19 protein-coding genes are annotated in these 21,101 nt (G+C 64.0%); 4 read left to right on the plus strand and 15 right to left on the minus strand.

All coding sequences use genetic code 11. The annotated features are described in order from the left end of the window. Nucleotides 1-216: 216 nt before the first annotated feature. The 9 genes from AX703_RS00180 to AX703_RS00220 all read right to left on the minus strand — a co-directional run bounded on the left by AX703_RS00180 (nucleotide 217) and on the right by AX703_RS00220 (nucleotide 9,995). A complete protein-coding gene (locus tag AX703_RS00180) occupies nucleotides 217-636 on the minus strand; it encodes a DUF1330 domain-containing protein (RefSeq protein WP_052242300.1) in 420 nt (139 codons plus the stop codon). After that, entirely contained in the window at nucleotides 633-2,252 is a 1,620-nt protein-coding gene (locus AX703_RS00185; RefSeq protein WP_062341756.1) for a long-chain fatty acid--CoA ligase, read from the minus strand. The genes AX703_RS00180 and AX703_RS00185 overlap by 4 nt, the downstream gene beginning before the upstream one ends. 19 nt (nucleotides 2,253-2,271) lie before the next feature. After that, nucleotides 2,272-5,862, minus strand: coding sequence for a DNA polymerase III subunit alpha (gene dnaE, locus AX703_RS00190; RefSeq protein WP_062341758.1), 3,591 nt, complete (start codon nucleotides 5,860-5,862; stop codon nucleotides 2,272-2,274). A 74-nt stretch (nucleotides 5,863-5,936) separates the two neighbouring features. Beyond that, nucleotides 5,937-6,425 carry a glutathione peroxidase gene (locus AX703_RS00195; RefSeq protein ID WP_062341760.1) on the minus strand — a complete coding sequence of 163 codons (489 nt, stop codon included), beginning with the start codon at nucleotides 6,423-6,425 and terminating at the stop codon, nucleotides 5,937-5,939. After that, a complete protein-coding gene (locus AX703_RS00200; RefSeq protein ID WP_039334029.1) occupies nucleotides 6,422-6,655 on the minus strand; it encodes a hypothetical protein in 234 nt (77 codons plus the stop codon). Before AX703_RS00200 ends, AX703_RS00195 begins: the two co-directional genes overlap by 4 nt. A gap of 64 nt (nucleotides 6,656-6,719) precedes the next feature. Continuing rightward, nucleotides 6,720-6,983, minus strand: a complete 264-nt coding sequence (locus AX703_RS00205) for a hypothetical protein (RefSeq protein ID WP_052242298.1) — start codon at nucleotides 6,981-6,983, stop codon at nucleotides 6,720-6,722. 52 nt (nucleotides 6,984-7,035) lie between these two features. Beyond that, nucleotides 7,036-7,725: an ABC transporter ATP-binding protein gene (locus AX703_RS00210; protein ID WP_039334028.1), complete on the minus strand. Its 690-nt coding sequence runs from the start codon at nucleotides 7,723-7,725 to the stop codon at nucleotides 7,036-7,038. Beyond that, nucleotides 7,718-8,959, minus strand: coding sequence for a lipoprotein-releasing ABC transporter permease subunit (locus tag AX703_RS00215; protein ID WP_062341762.1), 1,242 nt, complete (start codon nucleotides 8,957-8,959; stop codon nucleotides 7,718-7,720). The genes AX703_RS00210 and AX703_RS00215 overlap by 8 nt, the downstream gene beginning before the upstream one ends. 100 nt (nucleotides 8,960-9,059) lie before the next feature. After that, nucleotides 9,060-9,995 carry an MASE1 domain-containing protein gene (locus tag AX703_RS00220; RefSeq protein ID WP_062341764.1) on the minus strand — a complete coding sequence of 312 codons (936 nt, stop codon included), beginning with the start codon at nucleotides 9,993-9,995 and terminating at the stop codon, nucleotides 9,060-9,062. A 348-nt stretch (nucleotides 9,996-10,343) separates the two neighbouring features. On the opposite strand from AX703_RS00220, the gene purF reads away from it, so the two are divergent. The 3 genes from purF (at nucleotide 10,344) to AX703_RS00235 (ending at nucleotide 13,003) form a co-directional block, all read left to right on the plus strand. After that, entirely contained in the window at nucleotides 10,344-11,849 is a 1,506-nt protein-coding gene (gene purF / locus AX703_RS00225; RefSeq protein WP_230487632.1) for an amidophosphoribosyltransferase, read from the plus strand. A gap of 1 nt (nucleotide 11,850) precedes the next feature. Then, a complete protein-coding gene (locus AX703_RS00230; protein WP_062341766.1) occupies nucleotides 11,851-12,558 on the plus strand; it encodes an SDR family NAD(P)-dependent oxidoreductase in 708 nt (235 codons plus the stop codon). 91 nt (nucleotides 12,559-12,649) lie between these two features. Then, nucleotides 12,650-13,003, plus strand: a complete 354-nt coding sequence (locus AX703_RS00235) for a PilZ domain-containing protein (protein ID WP_039334022.1) — start codon at nucleotides 12,650-12,652, stop codon at nucleotides 13,001-13,003. Nucleotides 13,004-13,006: 3 nt separating this feature from the next. On the opposite strand, the gene AX703_RS00240 is transcribed toward AX703_RS00235, so the two are convergent. After that, nucleotides 13,007-14,275 (minus strand): cyclopropane-fatty-acyl-phospholipid synthase family protein, encoded by a 1,269-nt coding sequence (locus tag AX703_RS00240; protein WP_062341825.1) that lies wholly within the window; start codon nucleotides 14,273-14,275, stop codon nucleotides 13,007-13,009. Between the two features lie 37 nt (nucleotides 14,276-14,312). Then, nucleotides 14,313-15,734, minus strand: coding sequence for a deoxyribodipyrimidine photo-lyase (locus AX703_RS00245; protein WP_082734320.1), 1,422 nt, complete (start codon nucleotides 15,732-15,734; stop codon nucleotides 14,313-14,315). A gap of 53 nt (nucleotides 15,735-15,787) precedes the next feature. On the opposite strand from AX703_RS00245, the gene AX703_RS00250 reads away from it, so the two are divergent. Beyond that, nucleotides 15,788-16,528, plus strand: a complete 741-nt coding sequence (locus AX703_RS00250) for a phosphatase PAP2 family protein (protein ID WP_062341767.1) — start codon at nucleotides 15,788-15,790, stop codon at nucleotides 16,526-16,528. On the opposite strand, the gene AX703_RS00255 is transcribed toward AX703_RS00250, so the two are convergent. From AX703_RS00255 to AX703_RS00270, 4 genes are read right to left on the minus strand one after another with little or no spacing between them, the layout of a single operon-like run. Further along, the gene (locus AX703_RS00255) at nucleotides 16,525-17,463 is read right to left on the minus strand and encodes a metal-dependent hydrolase (RefSeq protein ID WP_062341770.1); all 939 of its coding nucleotides are present in this window, start codon (nucleotides 17,461-17,463) and stop codon (nucleotides 16,525-16,527) included. The genes AX703_RS00250 and AX703_RS00255 overlap by 4 nt on opposite strands. A 55-nt stretch (nucleotides 17,464-17,518) precedes the next feature. Further along, the gene (locus tag AX703_RS00260) at nucleotides 17,519-17,911 is read right to left on the minus strand and encodes a GxxExxY protein (RefSeq protein ID WP_062341772.1); all 393 of its coding nucleotides are present in this window, start codon (nucleotides 17,909-17,911) and stop codon (nucleotides 17,519-17,521) included. A gap of 49 nt (nucleotides 17,912-17,960) precedes the next feature. Beyond that, a complete protein-coding gene (locus AX703_RS00265) occupies nucleotides 17,961-19,013 on the minus strand; it encodes a 2-oxoacid:ferredoxin oxidoreductase subunit beta (RefSeq protein WP_062341774.1) in 1,053 nt (350 codons plus the stop codon). Then, nucleotides 19,010-20,959 (minus strand): 2-oxoacid:acceptor oxidoreductase subunit alpha, encoded by a 1,950-nt coding sequence (locus tag AX703_RS00270; protein ID WP_062341776.1) that lies wholly within the window; start codon nucleotides 20,957-20,959, stop codon nucleotides 19,010-19,012. Before AX703_RS00270 ends, AX703_RS00265 begins: the two co-directional genes overlap by 4 nt. Nucleotides 20,960-21,101: the final 142 nt, after the last annotated feature.

Genomic DNA, 21,101 nt, shown 5'->3' on the forward strand with positions numbered 1-21,101 from the left:
TGCCTACTCATAACACCCCTGTGTCCCCGCGCAGGCGGGGACCTCGGTGTTCTTACGGAACCTCACAGTAAACCGACTGAGGCCCCCGCCTTCGCGGGGGCGCACCGGGGTTCCTCGATGCGATGCCCTCCCCCAGGCGGGAGGGCCGTGAGACTTGCTGAACGTAGTGAAGCTAGTCGCAGCGGGGTGGGCACCCGGCTCCACGCCAAGGAAACGCTAAGCCCCGTTGAACCGGATCAACCGGCTGTCCGCCACCGCCGCTGTGCGATGCGGAAGCGCATCGCGGACATAAGCCTCGTCCTTCACCATCGCAAAGAATGCCCCGGCGTCGGGGTAGCCCATCACGAAAGCCTCGTCCCACTCGCCCTGCGGCCCGGTGACAACGCATTCCATCGGCGCGTGCCACACCATCGCCGCCCCGGAATCCCTTACCAGCGCCTGAAACGCGTCCTTGTAGATCGCATAGGCCTCGCGCCCGGTCAGGCCCTTGCCGTGATTGGGATGGCCTTCGGGATACTCCGCCAGATCACGAAACTTGATCAGGTTGAGCATGTGGATCGGCCGGTCCCGCGGCAGCGACTTGAAGACCTCGAAGTTCTCGCGGCTCGGATCGATGTAGACGGGGCGCTCGCTCACGCCACCTTGTCCCACACGAAGTCGCGGAACTGTTCGCGCAGGTCCTTCTTGCTGATCTTGCCGGTGCCCGTGTGCGGGATCTGTTCGACGAAAGCTACCGCATCGGGCACCCACCACTTGGCGACATGTTGCGCAAGGAAGCTGCGGATTTCTTCCTCATTGCACTCGGCGCCCGGCTTTTTCACCACCACCAGCAACGGCCGCTCATCCCACTTCGGGTGATACACGCCGATCGCTGCCGCCTCCGCCACAGCCGGATGACCGATCGCAGCATTCTCCAGTTCGACCGAACTGATCCATTCGCCGCCGGACTTGATCACGTCCTTGGTGCGGTCGGTCAGTTGCAGGGTTCCGTCCGGATGGATCAGGCCTACGTCTCCGGTATCGAACCATTGCCCTGCCACCACCGCATCGGCCTCGGCCTTGAAGTAGCGCTTGACGATCCACGGCCCGCGCACCTGCAAGGCTCCCGCCGTCACGCCATCGCGCGGCAGGACCTTCTCCGGATCGCCCAGATCGACACAGCGAATTTCCACGCCGAACGGCGGCCGCCCCTGCATCGCCTTGACCGTCACCTGCTCGTCGAACGAAAGCTCGTCCCAGTTCCAGGTTTCGGCCCCCGTCGTGCCGATCGGTGATGTCTCGGTCATGCCCCAGGCATGGGCCACCCGGCGCCCGGCGCGCATGAAGCGCTCGATCATCGCGCGCGGCATCGCCGAACCGCCGCAGACGATGGTCTGCAAGCTCGGCGGGATTTCGCCACCGTTGTGGGTGTCGACATGCTGCAGCAGGGCCAGCCACACGGTGGGCACCCCGGCCGAACAGGTCACCTTTTCGCGGTTCATCAGGTCGCACAGCACTGCGCCATCGTTCACCGCTGAATAGACGAACTTGGCCCCTGCCGCCGCGCCGGCCCAGGGCAGGCCCCAGCTGGCGGCATGGAACATCGGCACGATCGGCAGCATGACCGAGCGACAGTCCATCCCGAACACGGGCGGGCTGATCGCGCTCAGCGCATGGAGCATGGTCGAGCGATGCTCATAGAGCACGCCCTTGGGATTGCCGGTGGTGCCGCTGGTATAGCACAGCATGCAGGGATCGCGCTCGTCACCGTCGTGCCACTCGGCCACGCCGTCCTCGCCCGAAATCCATTCCTCGAAGTGAAGCGCCGGTTCGCTGCTGTCAAAGCAGATGTAGTGTGCGACCGTCGGCCAGCGCGGCTTCATCCGCTCGACGATCGGCGCCCAGACCTTGTCGAACAGCATCACCCGGTCTTCGGCATGATTGACGATGTATTCGAGCTGGTCGTCGAACAGCCGGGGATTGAGCGTGTGGAGAATGCCGCCAACGCCCACCGCGCCGTACCAGGAAACCAGATGCCGATGATGGTTCATCGCCAGCGTTGCGATCCGATCCCCGGGCTGCACGCCAAGCTTGCGCAAGGCCTGCGTCATGCGCAGCGCATCGTGGCGTATGCCGGCCCAGTTGGTCCGCGTCTCGCTGCCATCGGCCCAGCGGCTGACGATCTCGCGCGCACCGTGTTCGCGCGCGGTGTGGTCTATCAGATGTGTGACCCGCAGCTTCCAGTCCTGCATTGCGCCAAGCTGCTGAGTCATCTCTCTCTCCGTTCGGTTCTTATTCGACCAGCCGCAGATGCCTTTCCGGTCTTGCGGTTAGGGCGACATTGGCGAGTCCTTCTATCGGAATCAATCGCTCGATTAAGTCGCTGTCCAGTTTAAAATCATTGCCGAGCCGCACGAGCGGCTCCTTGGGTCCGCCAGTCCGAAGGCGCGCCAGCACTTCGCCCGTCCCGCCAGACCCACGCGGCAGGAGCATCGCCAGCTCCGAGATCGCCTCGGGCTTGCTCACCTCGAGCTTGAGCATCATCCGCGACGAGCTTGTCACCGCAGCCAGCGGCCTTGCCCCCCGCACCGTCACGCGCGGCGGCTCGTCGGGATTGGGCCGGTCAAGTTCGACATTGAGAAGCACGCAGGTCCCGTCCTTCGCCCATTGCTGGAACGGCTCGACCAGCGATTCCTCGAAGCACGAGGCCGAGAACAGCCCCGAACTGTCGGAGAAGTCGGCCATGACGAAGTCCTTGCCCTTCTTCGTCTTGCGCTTCTGCACGTTCTCCACCAGCGCCGCCATGACCGCGCCGGAACGCCCGCCCGGCTCGCCACTGCTGGTCATCAGGCTGCCATACGATCTCGCCCCGTTGGCCGAAGCCACGGCGCGATATTCTTCCACCGGATGCGCCGCGAAATAGAACCCGAAGTTCTCGCGCTCCGCCGCCATCTGGTCGGCCCGGCTCCACGGCTTCGTCTCGGCAAGGCGCGTGGCGGGCGTGGCATGATCGTCCCCGCCGAACAGGCCACCCTGCCCCGACGTGCGAGAGCGCGCCGCTTCGTCCGCCACCGCCATCAGCAGTTCGGCATTGGCAATCACCTGCGCGCGGTTGGGTTCAAGGCAATCGAGCGCACCGCCCGCAGCCAGCGCTTCCAGCTGCCGCCGGTTCATCGATCCTGCCGGAATGCGCTTGAACAGGTCGTCGAGCGAAGCAAAGGGCCCGTTCGCTTCGCGCTCCTCGACGATCTGCTCCATCGCCTTCTCGCCCACATTGCGCAGGCCCGCCAGTGCATAGCGCACGGCAAAGCCGTCCTGCGTCCGCTCGACGGTGAACTCGGCCTCGGAATGGTTGATGTCCGGCCCGGCCAGCGCCACGCCATTGCGCCGCATGTCGTCGACGAAGACCGAGAGCTTTTCCGACTGATGCATGTCGAAGCACATCGATGCCGCATAGAACTCATGCGGATAGTGCGTCTTCAGCCACGCCGTCTGATACGCCAGCAGCGCGTAAGCGGCAGCGTGCGACTTGTTGAAGCCATAGCCTGCGAACTTGTCGATCAAGTCGAACAGTTCGTTGGCCTTGGCCGCCGGAATGTCGGACACCGTCTTGCAGCCATCGACGAAGCGCTGGCGCTGCGCGTCCATCTCGGCCTGCACCTTCTTGCCCATCGCGCGGCGCAGAAGGTCTGCATCGCCGAGCGAATAGCCCGCCAGGATCTGCGCGGCCTGCATGACCTGTTCCTGGTAGACGAAGATCCCGTAGGTCTCTGCCAGGATGCCCGCCAGCTTCTCGTGCGGATACTCGATGCTTTCGAGACCGTTCTTGCGGCGCCCGAACAGCGGAATGTTGTCCATCGGGCCCGGACGGTAAAGCGAGACGAGCGCGATGATGTCGCCGAAGTTGGTCGGCTTCACTGCCGCCAGCGTGCGCCGCATGCCTTCGGATTCCAGCTGGAACACGCCCACCGTATCGCCCGACTGCAGCAGCTTGTAGGTCTGCTCGTCATCCCAGGCGAGCGCCGAAAGGTCGATGCTGATGCCGCGCTTGGCCATCAGGTCGACCGCCTTGCGCAGCACCGACAGCGTCTTGAGGCCGAGGAAGTCGAACTTCACGAGGCCCGCATCCTCGACATGCTTCATGTCGAACTGCGTCACCGGCATGTCCGAGCGCGGATCGCGGTAGAGCGGCACCAGCTGCGCCAGCGGGCGGTCGCCGATGACCACGCCGGCCGCATGGGTCGAGCTGTTGCGCGGCAGGCCTTCCAGCTGCATCGCAAGGTCGATCAGGCGCTTGACCTCGGGATCGCGGTCATACTCGCGCTTGAGTTCCACCACCCCGTTCAGCGCGCGCGGCAGCGGCCACGGGTCGGTCGGATGGTTGGGCACCATCTTGCACAGGCGGTCGGTCTGCCCATAGCTCATCTGCAGGATGCGCCCGGTATCGCGCAGCACCGCGCGGGCCTTCAGCTTGCCGAAGGTGATGATCTGCGCGACGTGATCCAGCCCGTATTTGCGCTGGACATAGCGGATCACCTCGCCGCGCCGGGTTTCGCAGAAATCGATATCGAAGTCCGGCATCGAGACGCGTTCCGGGTTGAGGAAGCGCTCGAACAGCAGGCCCAGCTTGATCGGATCGAGGTCGGTGATGGTCAGCGCCCATGCCACAAGGCTGCCCGCGCCCGAACCGCGCCCCGGCCCCACGGGAATGTCGTTTTCCTTGGCCCACTTGATGAAGTCGGCCACGATCAGGAAGTAGCCGCCGAAGCCCATGCGGTTGATGATCGCGATCTCGAACTCGAGCCGCTTGCGGTAGTCGAGCACTTCCTCCCACACGCCCGCGACGTTGAGCTGCGGATAATCGGCAGCGTCCGGCTCGGCATCCGGGCCAAGGCACAGCACGCGCTCCAGCTCGGCGTGGGCGGCTTCCGGGTAATAGGGCTTCAACCGCAGGACGAGGCCCTTACGGCTGTCCTCGGCACACATCCGGGCTTCGCCTTCCTGATCGCCGGCGAGGCTCGGCAGGATCGGCTTGCGCTTGGGTGGCATGACCGCGCAGCGCTGTGCTACGACCAGCGTGTTGGCGAGCGCTTCGGGGAGGTCCTTGAAGATTTCCTCCATTACCGGCGCAGGCTTGATCCACCACTCCTTGCTGGAACGCGGACGGTCGGTGCTGTCAACGTGGGTGGAACTGGCGATGCACAGCATGGCATCGTGCGCGTCGTAGAACCCGCGCTCGGCAAAACAGGCGGGATTGGTCGCCACCAGCGGCAGGTTTCGAGCATAGGCCAGATCGATCAGCGCCTCTTCAGACGCCTCTTCCACCGGCTCGTTGCGCCGCGCGATCTCGATGTAGAGCCGCTCGGGGAACAGTTCCTGCAAGCGATCGAGGTAAGCTTCGGCCGCAGACTGCTGCTGCCCCGCAAGCAGCCGCGCCAGCGCGCCCTCGCCCGCCGCGGTCAGGCAGATCAGCCCATCGGTGTGGCCAACGAGGTCCGCCAGCACGACATGCGCCTCGAACTCCAGAGGCCGCTCAAGATGCGCGCGGCTGACGAGGTGGCACAAGTTGTCATAGCCGCGTGCATCCTGCGCATAGAGCGCCAGCCAGTCGACGGTCGGTGCAGCAGGCCCGAACCCCGTCGCCGCGCCATCACGCTCGGGCCGCGCCACCGCCAGCATCGTGCCGATGACGGGCTGCACGCCCATGTCCTTGCATGCCTTGGCATAGGCGACGCTGCCATAGAGCCCGTTGCGATCGGTAATCGCCGCCGCCGGAAAACCCCGCTCCGCCGCCGTCTTGGCAATCGCCTTGGGATCGATCGCTCCGTCGAGCATCGTGTAGGACGAGAAGATGCGCAAGGGAACGAAAGGGGCGTGGGGCATGTCGCCAAGGTAGGAAAAAGGCCGCCTTCTTGCGAGAGGCGCGGCCTGTTTTTCCCCCGAACCGAATGCTGCTGTCAGAGCAGTTTCTCGATATCCTTCGCGATGCTCTCCGGCTTATCGGTCGGCGCATAGCGGCGCACCACCTTGCCGTCGCGGCCGATCAGGAACTTGGTGAAGTTCCACTTGATCGCCTTGGTCCCGAGCACGCCCGGCGCTTCCTTCTTGAGCCAGTCGTAGAGCGGGTCGGCGTTGTCGCCGTTGACCTCGATCTTGGCCATGAGCGGGAAGCTCAGGCCGAAGTTGACCTTGCAGAAGCTCTCGATCTCGTCGGCCGAGCCCGGCTCCTGCCCGCCGAACTGGTTGCAGGGAAAAGCCAGCACCTCGAAGCCCCGGTCGCCATAGTCCTTCCACAGCTTCTCGAGGCCATCGTACTGCGGGGTAAATCCGCACTTCGACGCGGTGTTGACCACCAGCAAGACCTTGCTCTTCTTCTCGGCCAGATCGATCACCTCGCCATTGGGCTTCTTCGCCTTGAAATCGGCTATCGTGGTCGGTTCGCTCATGTCAGGCCCTCCCGATCCGCAAGTTCGAGGATTTCGCCGACGTTGAGCGACTTGCCTCCCGCCACGTCGATCACCAGGCGGGCGCGCTGGGCGGCATCCATGCCAGCCACTTCCGCCACCAGGTCCCGCAAGGGAGCCTTCTTGAGGACGCTGAAATTGTACTGCATCTCAGAGCCGGCATCGTCGCGCTCATGCAACGTGGCTTCGGCATTCCAATCAAGACCGGACATGACTTCTCCCCTTGTCATGCAAATGGTTCGCACGACAAGGGAAGCTGATCAACGGCAAATGGGCTTAGGCGGGAAAATCGATGCGGTGGGCCAGTGCCGCAATTTCGGCCGGGGAATACTGCCGGTCGCCCGACTTCTCGATGACCAGGTTCGCCCGCTCGCTTTCCGACATGCGCGCAACCATTCGCACCATGTCGGCGAAGGTTCCGGAATGCAGCGAGGCAAAGCCGTGGAACACGCCGTCCGCAGCCTCACGGCGCAGGACAACGGCGTGGTCGTTCCAGAATGCAGCCGCATCGGCAGCTTCGGCGCGGATCGTGGTGTTCATGAGGTACGATCTCCTTTTGCACACGAAAACGCTTCAGGAGAACGATGTATCCCTATTCGAGCACGCCCTCATGCAGCCGCACAACGCGGTCCATGCGCAGGGCGAGGCGCTCGTTGTGCGTGGCGATCAGCGCCGCGCTGCCCTCGCCACGCACCAGCTTGAGGAACTCCTCGAGCACGCGGTCGGCAGTGGCCTCATCAAGGTTGCCGGTCGGCTCGTCGGCCAGCACCATTTCCGGCCGGTTGGCCAGCGCACGCGCCACGGCGACACGCTGTTGCTCGCCGCCCGAAAGCTGGCTGGGCCGGTGATCGAGACGCTTGGCAAGCCCCAGCGCAGTCAGCAACTCGGCCGCCCGGGTTTCTGCCTCGCCCCGCGTCTTGCCTGCCACCATCTGCGGCAGCACCACGTTCTCGATCGCGTTGAAATCGGGCAAAAGATGATGGAACTGGTAGACGAAGCCCAGGTGATCGCGGCGCAGCGCCGTCCGGTCATCGCCCGAAAGCTGCGAGGCATTCGTCCCGGCGATCTCGATCAGCCCCGAAAAACCGCCTTCCAGCAGTCCGATCGCCTGCAGCATGGTCGACTTGCCCGAACCCGAAGGCCCCAGCAGCGCAACGATCTCGCCGGGGCGGATCTCGAGGTTCACGCCGCGCAGCACGTCGATGGTCACCCCGCCCTGGCTGAACGAGCGGCGCAGGTCGCGCAATCGAACCACAGGATTTTTGGCGACGGGATCACTCATAACGCAGCACCTGAACCGGGTCCGTGCTGGCAGCCTTCAGCGCCGGATAAAGCGTGGCAAGGAACGAGAACAGCAAGGCCATCATGCAGATGGTCGTGATCTCGACCGGGTCCGAACGGCTCGGCAGCTCGGTAAGGAAGCGGATTGAAGGGTCCCACAGGTTCTGCCCCGTCACCCACTGGATCGCATTCACGATAGGTTGGCGGAAGAACAGGAAGACGAAGCCCAGCAGAAGTCCGGAAACGGTGCCAAGAGCACCGATCACGAAGCCGATCGTGACGAAGATCTTGAGCAGGCTTTTCCGCGTTGCCCCCATCGTGCGCAGGATCGCGATGTCCCGCGTCTTGGCGCGCACGAGCATGATCAGCGACGAAAGGATGTTGAACACCGCGACCAGCACGATGATGGAAAGCACGATGAACATCGCCACGCGCTCCACCGCCAGTGCCTCGAACAGGCTGGCGTTGATGGTCTTCCAGTCGGTGACGACCGCCGTGCCTTCGAGTTGCTTGGCAATGGGAGCAAGGGTCTCGGACACGGTATCGGCATTAGTCGTAGTGACCTCGATCATGCCGATGGAATCGCCGGTCAGCAACAATGTCTGCGCATCCGCGATGGGCATGACCACATAGGCGTTGTCATAATCGTAGATGCCGACTTCGAAGATTGCCGATACGGTATAGGCAATCTCGCGCGGGACAGTGCCGAACGGCGTAGCTCGACCTTGCGGGTTGATGATCGTGATGCTGTCGCCCACCCGCGCACCAAGGTTCTGGGCAAGGCGCGAACCGATGGCAACATTGCCTGACTCTGGCCGCAGCGAGGCGATCACGCCATCGACGCGCTTGTCCTCCAGCCGCTTGATATCGCCCGCAGTATTGCCGCGCACGAGAATCGCCTCGACCCTGCCATTGAAGCTGGCGAGCAGCGGCTGCTCTATCAGCGGCGAGGCATGGGTAACGCCGGGCGTCGCCTCAACCTTCTTGAGGATGTCCTGCCAGTTGTCCAGCCGCCCGCCATAGGCCTGGATGATCGCATGGCCGTTCAGGCCCACGATCTTGTCGAGCAGTTCGGCGCGGAAACCGTTCATCACGCTCATCACGATGACCAGCGCGGCCACGCCGAGCATTACCGCGACAAGGCTGATGCCCGCGACGAGCGCGATGAATGCCTCGCCTCGCCCGGGCAGCATGTAGCGCTTGGCGATGGTCCATTCGAATGGCGACAGGATCAAGCAGAAGTCCCCTGGCAGGAATGCGCCTCCGGGTTCCCGGAGACGGCTGCGGATGTAGGCTGGAGCGCAGCAAACGGCAATGGCTGCAAAAACCGGACGTTTAGAGTCCCGCGCTTGTCCGTTCGAGTTCCGCAATCCGGTGCTGCATCTGCTGCATCTCTATGATGCGCCGATGGCGCTCGCACGAAAGCGGCAGGGCTGCCAGCACCGTCACGCCGACATAGAGCTGGAAGAACTGGATGCGGTCGCCGAACTCGATGTCCATGCCGGCAATCGGCCCGAACCCCAGGATAGTCATCGTGCCGCCGATGGCGATCAGCAGCAGAGGCATCAAGGTGGTGATCGCAGCTGGCACCAGGGCCGAGGAAACCATCAGGAATACCAGCGGGAACACCAGCAGCGCGCGCATGTCGAGCAGGAATACCAGCGCGGTCAGGCCCGTGAACGACCCGAACACGAGCGTTGCCAAGGGCAGTTGGCGCGCTGGCGGCAGGAAGCTTCGTCCGCGTGCCAGGCGATGGTAGACATAGTGGAACACCGGAAGGCACGCGACCAGCCCGAGAGCGTGGCCGATGATCCATCGGGTAAAATTCTCGACCAGCGGCTGACCAAAGGAGAACCAGGCCAGGAACGATGCGATGCAACCGGTCACCAATGGGATGGTCAGACCGATGCCGAGGTAGAAGGACGTCACCCATTCGAGGATGTCGTGCGGCCAGAACGCATCGGTGATCCGCCGCCAGACGAACGCGACGGCGATAGCTTCGGCCATATTTATGAAAGCCAGTGGCACCGCCAGGACCCAGCCAAACCCGAAGTACCCGGTTGCGATGGTACTCGCGAACCAGCACGGGACCACCCACTTCAACCAGAGGCGGAACGGAAGATGCACCAGCCGCCCCGCCAGGAGCGCTGTGGCGATCCAGACCATGGCAACGCCGCCGGTGAACCGACCGAACGCCACTGCGCCATAGGCCAACGCAAAGTATGCGACGGCGGTACAGACCGGATCGGCAAGAGTACGGGCAACGCGCATTGCCCTGCCCTAACACTGCCCTGGTTAATTTTTCCCAGCGCAAATCACGCACAATCATCGACTGCGCAGATCAGTGAAAAACCACGTTGAGCAGGTAGGAAATCGTCCCCCCAATCACGAAAAGCGCCCCCAGAGCCAACAGCCCGATACCGATTATCCTCACCAGCCACTCCATGCTCCGCCTGTCCGTGGCCCCAACTACGCCCCAGAAGACTCGCGGTTCCCCGGGCCGGGAACGGCCTCAAGCGATGCATTGCGAACCTTGCCCTTGCCATTGTGCGCAAACGTCGCCATTTGGGCGCCAGAAACCGGCCGGCGCGCACGCGCCCACGCGAGTCCACGGGACCCATGACCACAGATCACGAACTTCTCGATGCAACGCCCTGGGATATCGGGCGGGGCGATATCGGCGCCGATGACGACAAGCTGCGCGAGGAGTGCGGCATCTTCGGCGTACTCGGCGTACGTGACGCTGCGGCGACAGTCGCGCTAGGTCTCCATGCCCTGCAGCACCGCGGGCAGGAAGCCGTGGGCATCACCAGCTTCGACGGACAGGAATTCTACTCGCGCAAGGGCATTGGCCATGTGGCGGCGAATTTCTCGACCGGCTCGGCCATTGCCGAACTGCCGGGGATGATGGCCTCTGGCCACGTCCGCTATTCGACGACGGGCGGTGCAGGCCTGCGCAACGTCCAGCCGCTCTTCGCAGACCTCGCCTCGGGCGGTTTCTCGATCGCCCACAACGGCAACATCTCCAACGCGATGTTCCTCAAGCGCGATCTCGTCCGCAAGGGCGCGATCTTCCAGTCGACGTCGGACACCGAGGTGATCATTCACCTCGTTGCGACGAGCCGTTACCCCACCCTGCTCGACCGGTTCGTCGATGCCCTGCGCCTGATCGAGGGCGCCTATTCGCTGATCTGCATGACGCCCGAGGGCATGATCGCCTGCCGCGATCCGCTCGGTATCCGCCCGCTCGTCATGGGCAAGCTCGGTGACGCGGTGGTCTTCGCCAGCGAAACCGTTGCGCTTGACGTCGTCGGCGCAGACTTCGTGCGCGAAGTGGAGCCCGGCGAGCTGATCCAGGTCGATCTCGACGGCAACCTCAGCACGCACCGGCCGTTCGGCAAGCCCAACGCGCGCCCCTGCATCTTCGAACACGTCTATTTCAGCCGCCCGGACTCGGTCATGGGTGGCAGCTCGGTCTACCAGGTACGCAAGGCCATCGGCGCGCAACTGGCGATGGAAAGCCCGGCAGACGCCGATCTCGTCATCCCCGTGCCTGACAGCGGGGTGCCTGCTGCGCTCGGCTACGCCCAGCAGTCCGGTATCCCGTTCGAACTCGGCATCATCCGCTCGCACTATGTCGGCCGAACCTTCATCCAGCCCTCGGACGGTGCCCGCAACGCCGACGTGAAGCGCAAGCACAATGCCAACCGTGCGCTGGTCGCCGGCAAGCGCATTGTCCTGATCGACGATTCGATCGTGCGCGGCACCACCAGCCTCAAGATCGTGCAGATGATGCGCGATGCAGGGGCCGCCGAAGTGCACATGCGAATCGCCAGCCCGCCGACCGAGCATTCGTGTTTCTACGGCGTCGACACGCCCGAACGCTCGAAGCTGCTCGCTGCACGCATGGATGTCGCCGCGATGGCGGAGTTCATCCACGCCGACAGCCTTGCTTTCGTCTCGATCGACGGCCTCTACCGCGCCGTGGGCGAGGCCGAACGCAAGAAGTCTTGCCCGCAGTATTGCGATGCCTGCTTCACCGGCGAATACCCCACACGCCTGACCGATCTTGCCGATCGCGAGAGCCCCGATCAGCTTTCGCTGCCGGTCGGAAAGGTCGCGTAAGATGAGCCTTGCGGGTCAGGTCGCGCTGGTTACCGGCGCAAGCCGCGGCATTGGCGCGGCCACGGCCAAGGCACTGGCCGCTGCCGGAGCGCACGTCGTTCTTGTGGCGCGCAACGCCAAGGACCTCGAGAAGATCGAGGAAGATATCTTCGAGGCCGGTGGCAGCGCCACGATTGCGCCGGTCGATCTCGCCGAGGCTGACAGCATCGCCCGTCTCGCCACCGCCATCTCGGGCCGCTGGAAGGCGCTCGACATTCTGGTGATCAACGCCGCCGTCCTGCCCACCCTCACCCCGGTCTGGCAGATCGACGCGCGCGAGTTCAACCAAGCGCTGACTCTCAACGTGCTGGCAACGCAGGCACTTCTTGCCGGTTTCGACGGCATGCTGCGCAAGAGCCAGGACGCCCGCGTCATCGGCGTGACGAGCAGCGTCGGCGCCACCCCCCGCGCCTACTGGGGTGCCTACGGCGCTTCGAAGGCGGCGTTTGACAACCTGCTGGGCAGCTATGGGCAGGAAGTGCGCAACACCGCGGCCATCCGAGTTGCCGTGGTCGATCCGGGCGCAACCCGCACCAAGATGCGCGCCCGCGCCTACCCCGGAGAAGACCCGCAGACGGTCAAGGCTCCGGAAGTCGTTGCTGACCGGATCGTTACGCTTCTTGGTGAACAGTTTGCCAGTCCGCACCGCATTCGCGTTAACCAGGACTGATAGCGCCTAATTAACGTAGCCGCGCGATTCTTTGCAAAGGTTTGCCGATCCGTCGGCAGACCGGAAACGCAATGGGTCGAGGTCGCCCGGCATGACGACGACGGATTGGAATACCAACATCTATGGGCAGGCCGCGCTCGAGGACCGCAGTGCGCCTCGCCAGCGTGTCAACATTCCGGCAACGCTCAGGCCATCCGGCGGCAAGGGCTTTCAGACCGTCGTGCTTGACCTTTCGCTAGGCGGCTTCTGCGCAAATGCGCTGCAACGCATGCACGCCGGCAACCGCTGCTGGCTGACCCTGCCCGGCATGGAATCCCTTCAGGCCGAGGTGGTGTGGTGGGATTCCGGTCGCGTCGGCTGCGCCTTCGCCAACCTGCTCAGCCCCATCGTCCACGACAACATCCTCGCGCGATATCGCGGGGACGGAGTTTTCAGGCGTCCCTGAAGCTTACTGCTTTACCAGCGTCACCTGGCTGACGTTGATGCCGCCACCGCGGAACCCGCCTTCGCAATACATCAGGTAATAGCGCCACAGGTTGACGAACCGCTCGTCAAACCCGGCAGGCAGCCTCCCTTCGACTACGGCAAGATCAAGCGCCTCGCGCCACAGCTTGAGCGTGCGGGCATAGTCGAGGCCGAAGTCCTGGCGATCCTGCCATGTGAGCCCGCGCTCGTGCGCCAGTCGTGCAAACTCCCGCTCGCTGATCAGCAGGCCGCCGGGGAAGACATAGGCCTGGATGAAGTCGGCGCTGGCGGCATAGGCATCGAACAGGTCATCGCGGATGGTGATGTATTGCAGCGCCGCACGCCCTCCGGGCTTCAGACAGCGGGCAAGGCAGTCGAAGTAGGACGGCCAATATTCGCGACCCACGGCCTCGACCATCTCGACGCTGGCGATAGCGTCGAATGTTCCTTCGACATCGCGGTAATCCTGATGACGGTACTCGATCCCGCCCAGCCCTGATGAAGTGAGGGCTTCGCGCGCCCACTCCAGCTGCTCGTCCGATAGGCTGATGCCGGTCACCCGCGCCCCGGTCGTCTCGGCGAGGCGCCGCGCCAGAAAGCCCCAGCCGCAACCGATCTCGAGCACTTCGCTGCGAGGTGTGAGCGCCAGACGCGCCCCCAACCGGTCAACCTTGTTGGCTTGAGCCTCGGCCAAGGGTGCATCTGCCGAAATGCCGTCCCACAACGCGCTCGAGTAACTCATGGTCGAGTCCAGCCACTGGCGGTAGAAGTCATTGCCAAGGTCATAGTGCGCCGCGATGTTGCGCCGCGCCTGCGCTCGCGAATTCTTGCGCAGGAAGTTGAGCGCCCGGCCAGCCAGACGCCACGGACCTTTAGCCCGGCCGACGTCGCCCAAGGTGGCGGCGTTGCGCATGAACAGATCGAAGATCGGCACGGGATCGGGGCTATCCCATTCGCCTTCGACCCAAGCCTCATACCAGCCGATCGAGCCAGCCGTAGCCAGCCGCACAAGCGCATTCCAGCTATGCAGGTGAATTCGCGCGACAGGCCCCTCGCCCCGCCCGCCAACAGTGCGCTGGCTGCCGTCCGGCAAGATAGCGTGGATCGTGCCAAGAACGAGACCGCGGTCGATCCTTTCGACAACGCGCTCGAACGGTCCGGCAAACAGGTGTGCGACCCAGCGGCCGACGGCAGACATGTTCCAGCCACCGGCCACCAGATGCCGTCCCCTCGATGGCGTCTGTGCAGTCATGGGCGGGATATGCGGCTCCGCAGCGTAACGCGCAAGGTCAGCCATGCGCCTTCATTGCTTCATGTGCCGCCAAAGCCCGCGCCCGGCCTTGCGCATGGGGCACGATCTTGCGGACATAGCCCGGTGGCGGGAACGTGGGATCGTGGACCTCGGCGTCGGACAGATGGCGCAGTTCCGGCACCCATTTGCGGATATAGCCTGCTGCGTCAAACTTCGCCGACTGGGTGAGTGGTGCCATGATTCGCACGAACATGTTGGAATCTATGCCCGTCCCTGCCGTCCACTGCCAGTTGACCGCGTTGGAACCGTAATCCGCATCAACCAGGGTGTCCCAGAACCAACGCTCGCCTTCACGCCAGTCGATCAGGAGATGCTTCACCAGGAAGCTTGCCGCAATCATCCTCACGCGGTTGTGCATCCACCCGGTGTGCCAAAGCTCGCGCATCCCGGCATCGACGATCGGGTAGCCAGTGCGCCCCTGCTGCCATGCCCGCAGCCCCTCGGGATCGTCACGCCATTGCAGCCGGTCGTAGGCCTCCCGCGCATTCTTCGAGCCATAGTCTGGGAATTGCACGATCACGTTCTGGGCATAGTCGCGCCAGCCCAGCTCGCTGAGGAATACGTCCACCGATCCGCCGGCATCGGCCACCTTCTGCCACACCGTCGCCGGCGAAATCTCGCCGAAGTGGAGATGCGGCGACAGGCGCGAAGTTCCTTCAATCGACGGCAGATTGCGGCATTGCTCGTACCGCGCCGCCCGCGCCGCAAAGGCTTCCAGCCGCTTGTGCGCACCCGCTTCGCCGGGGGTCCATTCTTTGCGGAACCCGCCCGCCCAGTCCGGCGAAGTGGGCAGCAGTTTCCAGTCGTCGAGCGTGTCGCTCGTCGGCCAGTGCTCCGGCGCGACCAGCTGCTGTGGTGCTTGCGCTGGGTGCGCGGGCGGCATCCGCTCTTTAAGGGCCTGCCAGAATGGCGTGAAGATCTTGTAGGGCGCGCCGCTTCCGGTCTTCACCGCACCGGCCGGGGCCAGGTAGTTGCCGTCGTGAAGGACAAGCTGCATACCCTTGGCGACGGCCTTCTCCGCGTTGCGCCACCACGGCTCGTAATGGTGCAACGCATGGACGACCCGCGCCCCGGTTTCGCGGCGCACCGCCGCCAGTTCCTCATGCACCTTGCCCCGGCGCAGGATCAGTCGCGATCCCAGCTTGCGAAGCGCGGCATCCAGGCTGGCCAGGCTGTGATGCAGCCACCAGCGCGAGGCACCGCCCATGCGGCAGTGCCTGGGCGTCTCGTCATCAAGCACGTAGACCGGGATAACGGGCCCGGCCTCGGCGGCTGCCAGAAGCGCCGCCTGATCGGCCAGTCGAAGATCGCGGCGGAACCAGACAATCGTCGGTTCGGCCTGCGTCGATGCAGACACCAGTTCCCTTTCTCCTGTTATGCGGCCCTTGCAAGCCGGCATCACAAACCGTTGTTCGGGAACAAGGTTTGCGGCAATCTCGTTCCAAGCAACCGATGGTCCAAGCCGCCCCCGAACGCCACCTGCCCCAAAGGGCGCGCAGCTGGAGAATATCTCCGCGCCATGCCCTGATCGCGTCGGCGCTGTGCTGGATCGGCTTTGTCCTGGTCGCCTCGCTCGTGCTGTCAGGGCACGGCAGCGAGATCGACAGTTCCGGCCTGCTGTTCTGGCGACGCGGGGCAGACCTTGTTCCCGCCGGTCCGCAATGGCTGCTCGAGGCGGTGCGGGATCTGACGGCGCTTGGCGGGGTCCTGCTGCGCAACCTCATCCTGATCGGCGTGCTGGCCGCGCTGCTCTTTCTGCGCCTGAAGCGCGAGGCAGTGCTGCTGACTGCGACAGTCATGGGCGGATGGCTGGTCAACTCGCTGGTCAAGATTGCTGTCGGCCGCCCCCGCCCGATGATCGTGCCGCACCTGACCGAGGCGGGCGGGCAGAGCTTTCCCAGTGGGCACAGTTTCAATTCCGCGGTGATCTACATTGCCATCGCGCTGGCCTTCGCGGCCATGAGCCCGCGCCGCTCGATTCGCTGGACCCTGATCATCAGCGCCATCGCCCTGAGCATTGCCATTGCGATCAGCCGGGTCTGGCTCGGCGTCCATTTTCCGACTGACGTTGCAGCGGGATGGCTTGGCGGCGCAGGCTGGGCGTTCCTCGCCTCGGCGCTGCTGCACAATCCAGCGAAAGCCGTCGCCGAGCAGGCCGACGACATGCTCGAGACACTGACGCCCGGCGCCTAGCAGGTCGGAAGTTCAACCACCGTGTTGAAGTTTCGCGCCATCGTCGGGCCAGTGAACCGCGCATCCGCGAAAGTCACCCTCGCCATGCAGCCGGAGCGCTGCACTTTCGCAACCGGCATCTGCGACCAAGCGAGGAACTTGACCGCCTCGGGCGTTGCGTTCGCTGCCTTGCGGACGAGCGGATGGCTCATGTTGTCAGCGATCGGAGCGCCGAAGCTAAAAAGACCGCCAAGCCGCCGGAGTGGATCGTATTGGCCGAAAGTGATCCTGCCGCGCTCACGCCAGACCACATCGCGCCGCCAGAACATGATCGCCTCGGGCGCGGCAAACACGCGGTCGGGAATGGCATAAGGGGCGTCGCTGCGCGGTGCCTGCCAGGCCAGCGCGGATATGCCGACATTGAGCAGGATGAACGCTGCCACCAGTCCCAGGCAAGCCACCGCGATCGCGCCGGAGGCAAAACGCCGCGTTGCCCATATGCCACCGCCCAGCATCGCGAGAACCCAGGGCGAGACGATAAACAGGCCATCAGAGTGGAACCACCGTTCGCTCCACGGCGACAGCAGCTGGACGGCATAGACAGTCTGCAGATCGAGCAGTGGATGCGTGATCGCACCGAGGTAGCTAAGCAACACCAGCCAGCCCAGGCGCAGCGGCGGCGCCTCCCGCGCGATCTTCCCGCGCGAAGCCTGCCAGCTATCGAACAGCCACAGAAGGCTTACCAGCAACGGCGGCATCAACACCACGCCACCCACCAGCCCATGCGTGAACCCGCGATGCATGGCGAGCGGCGCCCACGGCGCCCAGCCGAAGAACATGTCGATATCCGGCATGTTCGCCGCCAGCACCAGCGCGGCAAGGCCCTTGCGCGACCGGTGCTTCAGACCCGTTTCCGCCAGTGCCCAACCGACAAGGCTGTGCGTCAGGTTGTCCATAACGTTATCTCACGCAAAGCCGCAAAGACGCGAAGATGTTGCGCGGGCCTACAGATCATTGATGATTGTTTACAATGCGCTGCAGGCCATCTTTGAAGGTTGCCTGACCAAAGTTCATCAGCAGGCCAAGAGGAAGACCCAACAAGCGCAAATAGGTCAGTACCTGCTTGCCGTGGACTGCCGCGGTCCGCTCCGTGGATTTGAGTTCGATCAGCAGCGCATTGCCAACAATCAGATCAGCCTTGAATGCGTTGTCGATGACAACGCCTTTGTAGGTGATCGGAACAGAAACCTGCCGGGCAACGCTTACCCCTCGTTCCGTCAGAGCCGCAAACATAAGCGACTCATAGACAGATTCCAGAAGCCCCGGGCCAATATTCCGGTGCAACTGGAATCCACAATCAACAGCTATACGCGCGAGAGCCTCGATCTCATCAAGCCGCGACATCTTGGCGTCTTTGCGGCTTTGCGTGAGAATATCGGATCAAGCACACCGCTCAGACCGGATCGGCAGCTGTTCCGCTGACGGTCCAGGTCTGGCCCTTGCCAAGCAGCTTGGCGAGGTTGGCGTCCTTGCCCTTGCGGGCCTGTTCGTCCTGGCCGAGCAGCACGTCCTCATAGGAAGGCCGCGGATCGTCGTAGATCACGCCCAGCGCCATCGGGAACGGACCGAACGGCATTTCCACGAGCATGTGTGCCAGCGCGCGGTTCTTGACGTTGTGGACGATCACGCCCGCCGCCTGCCAATCACCGTCCACGACATCGACGACTTTGAGCGTCAGCGTGTCCATGTCGAGCGCAATGCCCTTCACGCCGCCCGACTTCTCCGAACCGAACAGCATCGGCTCGCCATCGGTCAGCCACAGCTGGTTCTGGTCGGCCACGCCCTTGGCGACGAAGTCGTCGAAGCGGTCCTTGTTGTAGACGATGCAGTTCTGGAAGATTTCCACGAAGGCCGCGCCCTTGTGGGCATGAGCCGCCTTGAGCACGCCGGGCAGGTTCTTCGAGACGTCATAGGCCCGCGCGATGAAGCGCGCGCCCGAACCCAGCGCGAAGGCGCAGGGGAGCGCAGGACGGTCAACCGAGCCGAGCGGCGACGTCGGCGAATTGGTGCCTTCGCGGCTCGTCGGCGAGAACTGGCCCTTGGTCAGGCCGTAGATCTCGTTGTTGAACAGCAGGATCTGCACGTTCACGTTACGACGCAGGATGTGCATCGTGTGATTGCCGCCGATCGACATGCCATCGCCATCGCCCGTCACCAGCCAGACGTCGAGTTCCGGATTGGCGAGCTTGATGCCGGTGGCAAAGGCGGGCGCACGGCCGTGGATCGTGTGGAAGCCATAGCTTTCCACATAGTACGGGAAGCGGCTGGAGCAGCCGATGCCCGAAACGAACACGGTGTTCGAAGGATCGGCGCCGATTTCAGGCAGGGTGCGCTGCACCGCCTTGAGGATCGCGTAGTCGCCGCAACCCGGGCACCAGCGCACTTCCTGGTCGGTTTCCCAGTCCTTGAGCGTGGTCTGGACCGCGATCTTGGTCATCTCGTTCATGGATTGTCACTCTTGATGCTGGGCAGCTGCGTCTTGTCGGCATCGACCTCGCCTCCGGCGTGGCCGCCAAGCGCATCCACGATCGCGGCTTCGATTTCCGCGATGGTGAAGGGCTGGCCGCTGGTCTTGTTGAGCGGCTGGGCGTCGATCAGGAACTGGTCGCGCAGCACGGTCTTGAACTGGCCGGTGTTCATCTCGGGCACCAGCACCTTGTCGTAGGACTTGAGCAGGTCGCCCAAGTTCGACGGCATCGGCCAGATGTGGCGGACGTGGACGTGGCTGACGTCGAGGCCCTTGCGACGGGCGCGGCGCACGGCCTGATAGATTGGACCATAAGTGCTGCCCCAGCCGACGACCACGAGCTTGCCCGAAGCCTCGCCATGGCTGACTTCCTGCAAGGGGATCGAGTTCGCCACGCCTTCGACCTTGGCCTTGCGTGCGTCGGTCATGATCTGGTGGCTCGCCGGGCTGTAGTCGATGTTGCCGGTGCCGGGGTTCTTCTCGATGCCGCCGATGCGGTGCATCAGGCCCGGAGTGCCGGGCTTGATCCACGGACGCGCGCCCTTTTCGTCGCGCGCGAAGGGCAACAGTTCGCCGTTGGGGCCGTTCTTCTCTTCGAGGAACGTCACCGGGAACGGCTTGAAGCTTTCGGGATCGGGCACCTTCCACGGCTCCGCCGCGTTGGCGATGTAGCCGTCGGTCAGGAGCATGACCGGGGTCATGTATTCCACCGCGATGCGGCAGGCCTCGATGGCGACTTCAAAGCAGTCCGAAGCGCTGCGTGCCGCGATCACCGGCATCGGCGCATCACCGTTTCGGCCATAGACCGCCTGGTAGAGGTCCGACTGTTCGGTCTTGGTCGGCAGACCCGTCGACGGGCCGCCACGCTGCGAGTTGACGATGACCAGCGGCAGCTCGGTCATGATGGCAAGGCCCATCGCCTCGCCCTTGAGCGCAATGCCGGGGCCAGACGACGAGGTCACGCCCAGCTGGCCCGCATAGCTCGCGCCGATGGCCGAGGCGATTGCGGCAATCTCGTCTTCCGCCTGGAAGGTGGTAACGCCGTATTCCTTGAGCCGGGCAAGGTTGTGCAGGATCGCCGAGGCAGGCGTGATCGGATAGCCGCCGAAGAACATGTGCAGATCGGCCAGCTGCGCGCCCGCTACGAGGCCGAGGCTGATCGCTTCGGCGCCGGTGACCGTGCGGTAGAGGCCCGGCTCGCTCTCGACCGGAGCGATGTGGTACTGCTTGAGCGGCCCTGCCAGTTCGGCGGTTTCGCCATAGGCATGGCCAGCGTTCAGCGCAGCGATATTGGCCTGGGCCAGAACCGGGTTCTTGGCGAACTTGGCGTTCAACCAGTCGACCAGCGGTTGGCGGTCACGATCGAACATCCACAGGGCAAGGCCCAGCGTCCACATGTTCTTGCAGCGCAGCGCTTCCTTGTTGCCAAGGCCGAAGGGCTTTACCGCTTCGAGCGTCAGCGCCGAGATGTCGAACGCGAGCAGCTGCCACTTCTCGAGGCTGCCATCCTCAAGCGGGTTGACCTCGTACTTGGCCTTCTCGAGGTTGCGCTTGTTGAACTCGCCGGTGTCGGCAATGATCAGGCCCCCGGCCTTGAGCGCGCCGACGTTGGTCTTGAGCGCTGCCGGGTTCATTGCCACGAGCACGTCGGGCTGGTCGCCCGCAGTGTCGATCTCGGTCGAGCCGAAGTTGATCTGGAAGGCAGAGACGCCGAACAGCGTGCCTTGCGGCGCGCGGATTTCCGCCGGGAAGTCCGGGAAGGTGGCAAGATCGTTGCCCGCCAGCGCCGTAGAAAGGGTGAACTGACCGCCGGTCAGCTGCATGCCGTCGCCCGAGTCACCAGCAAAGCGCACAACCACCGCCTCAGGGGTCGGTGATTCCTTGCCGCCCGTCAGCGCGTCCGGTCCATCAACTAGTGTAGCCATATCGTCCTCTGCTGCGCCCGGGAGTTTCACCCAGTGCTGACACGCGCCTATGCCCCTCGTGTTCCGTTCGCAAAGAAGAAAATCTGCGCAGGGCGAAAAATCCTCCTGCGCTCTTGATTCCCATCGCGCTTGCCAGTCAAGT

This window comes from Novosphingobium sp. CCH12-A3 (assembly GCF_001556015.1).
GTDB lineage: Bacteria > Pseudomonadota > Alphaproteobacteria > Sphingomonadales > Sphingomonadaceae > Novosphingobium > Novosphingobium subterraneum.

Bases quoted from the DNA above. Each gene is read 5' to 3' on its own strand.
- AX703_RS00185 (WP_062341756.1), bottom strand. From the start codon at position 2,252: ATGACTCAGCAGCTTGGCGCAATGCAGGACTGGAAGCTGCGGGTCACA.
- dnaE (WP_062341758.1), bottom strand. From the start codon at position 5,862: ATGCCCCACGCCCCTTTCGTTCCCTTGCGCATCTTCTCGTCCTACACG.
- AX703_RS00195 (WP_062341760.1), bottom strand. From the start codon at position 6,425: ATGAGCGAACCGACCACGATAGCCGATTTCAAGGCGAAGAAGCCCAAT.
- AX703_RS00200 (WP_039334029.1), bottom strand. From the start codon at position 6,655: ATGTCCGGTCTTGATTGGAATGCCGAAGCCACGTTGCATGAGCGCGAC.
- AX703_RS00205 (WP_052242298.1), bottom strand. From the start codon at position 6,983: ATGAACACCACGATCCGCGCCGAAGCTGCCGATGCGGCTGCATTCTGG.
- AX703_RS00210 (WP_039334028.1), bottom strand. From the start codon at position 7,725: ATGAGTGATCCCGTCGCCAAAAATCCTGTGGTTCGATTGCGCGACCTG.
- AX703_RS00220 (WP_062341764.1), bottom strand. From the start codon at position 9,995: ATGCGCGTTGCCCGTACTCTTGCCGATCCGGTCTGTACCGCCGTCGCA.
- purF (WP_230487632.1), top strand. From the start codon at position 10,344: ATGACCACAGATCACGAACTTCTCGATGCAACGCCCTGGGATATCGGG.
- AX703_RS00230 (WP_062341766.1), top strand. From the start codon at position 11,851: ATGAGCCTTGCGGGTCAGGTCGCGCTGGTTACCGGCGCAAGCCGCGGC.
- AX703_RS00235 (WP_039334022.1), top strand. From the start codon at position 12,650: ATGACGACGACGGATTGGAATACCAACATCTATGGGCAGGCCGCGCTC.
- AX703_RS00240 (WP_062341825.1), bottom strand. From the start codon at position 14,275: ATGACTGCACAGACGCCATCGAGGGGACGGCATCTGGTGGCCGGTGGC.
- AX703_RS00245 (WP_082734320.1), bottom strand. From the start codon at position 15,734: ATGCCGGCTTGCAAGGGCCGCATAACAGGAGAAAGGGAACTGGTGTCT.
- AX703_RS00250 (WP_062341767.1), top strand. From the start codon at position 15,788: ATGGTCCAAGCCGCCCCCGAACGCCACCTGCCCCAAAGGGCGCGCAGC.
- AX703_RS00255 (WP_062341770.1), bottom strand. From the start codon at position 17,463: ATGGACAACCTGACGCACAGCCTTGTCGGTTGGGCACTGGCGGAAACG.
- AX703_RS00260 (WP_062341772.1), bottom strand. From the start codon at position 17,911: ATGTCGCGGCTTGATGAGATCGAGGCTCTCGCGCGTATAGCTGTTGAT.
- AX703_RS00265 (WP_062341774.1), bottom strand. From the start codon at position 19,013: ATGAACGAGATGACCAAGATCGCGGTCCAGACCACGCTCAAGGACTGG.
- AX703_RS00270 (WP_062341776.1), bottom strand. From the start codon at position 20,959: ATGGCTACACTAGTTGATGGACCGGACGCGCTGACGGGCGGCAAGGAA.